This window comes from Hydrotalea sp. AMD, assembly GCF_004100315.1.
Classification (GTDB): Bacteria; Bacteroidota; Bacteroidia; order Chitinophagales; family Chitinophagaceae; genus Hydrotalea; species Hydrotalea flava.
Genome location: NZ_SCKY01000092.1, coordinates 1 through 1,142, shown reverse-complemented (window position 1 = coordinate 1,142; position 1,142 = coordinate 1). Strand labels below are relative to the sequence as shown.

Below are 1,142 nucleotides of genomic sequence, written 5' to 3'. Positions count from 1 at the left end.
CGTTACAAGCCATTTTATTTTAGACATCGTAAATGAAGCATATTCCACCAATTTTAGGACAACAATCATTTCACTGCCCACACTGCGGTGTATTATCCGCCCAACAATGGTCAAGCAATATCCATTGTCATTATACTGGACAACTTCCAAACGGCGGACAAGGGCATACCCAATATGTTTTACAAAATACAATGACATCAAAATGTGGGCATTGCCAACAAATTTCAATTTGGATAAATCAAAAAATGGTTTACCCTTTGACCGGCAACGTTGAAATGGCAAACCCAGACCTGCCAGCCGATATAATGAACGACTACAATGAAGCGAAAGACATTGTAAATATTTCACCAAGAGGTTCAGCGGCTTTGCTGCGACTTGCCGTGCAAAAGCTATGCGTTCACTTAGGCGAGAAAGGCAAAAATATAAATGACGACATTGCCAGTTTGGTAAAGAAAGGTATGCCTGTCCAATTGCAGCAGGCACTTGATAGTGTAAGGGTAATTGGCAATCATGCCGTGCATCCTGGTGTAATTGACTTAGACGATAAACCGGAAACTGCATACGCTTTGTTTAGTTTTGTAAACATTATTTGCGACTTTTTCATTACGCAACCAAAAAAGATTAATGAGGTTTTTATAAACCTGCCCCAAAAAGATAAAGACAACATTGCCAAAAGAGACAGCTAATCCTTTCGCCACTTCTGCAACACTTCTTTGGCTGATAATTCTTTATTAGCCAGACAAAAAGCAGCCAGAGAATGTAAATCCTCAACCGAGTAATTACCAAGTGTATCGTTTGTTGCGACCAATTCTCCGTCTTTTGTATAAACTTCAAGGACGGTTCTTACTGGACTTATTTCACTTGTGCCAGTTCCCTTTCTGGACAAATCTGTAACAATTAATTCTTTTACTTGTATCATAGTTTCTTTAGTTTGTAAGTGGACAAAAACGGCTTGTAACATGGGTTTGGCAATAGCAGGGCGGGACGTTGTTAGCTTCTGCGTAGTTTGCTATCAGCTTCTGTTGCAGCTTGACGATAGTAATTTGGCTTTTAGTTGTTAACTTCAACTTTGGTTTTTAAATCGGCTTCGGTTATCGGCTGGACTTTATAAAATCCCCTGCCATCGCCAAGCCCTGTTCGTT

At 40.0% G+C, this 1,142-nt stretch carries 3 protein-coding genes; 1 reads left to right on the top strand and 2 read right to left on the bottom strand.

Annotation, left to right across the window (positions count from 1 at the left end; translation table 11 throughout):
• Positions 1-228: hypothetical protein (locus tag EO766_RS18205; protein WP_287101804.1), on the bottom strand; the 228-nt coding region annotated here is incomplete at its 3' end.
• Between the two features lie 17 nt (positions 229-245).
• On the opposite strand from EO766_RS18205, the gene EO766_RS18200 reads away from it, so the two are divergent.
• Complete coding sequence (locus tag EO766_RS18200) at positions 246-686, top strand: DUF4145 domain-containing protein (protein WP_218836926.1); 441 nt, start codon at positions 246-248, stop codon at positions 684-686.
• Here EO766_RS18200 and EO766_RS18195 read toward each other — a convergent pair.
• A complete protein-coding gene (locus tag EO766_RS18195) occupies positions 683-919 on the bottom strand; it encodes a hypothetical protein (RefSeq protein WP_143439180.1) in 237 nt (78 codons plus the stop codon). The genes EO766_RS18200 and EO766_RS18195 overlap by 4 nt on opposite strands.
• Positions 920-1,142: the final 223 nt, after the last annotated feature.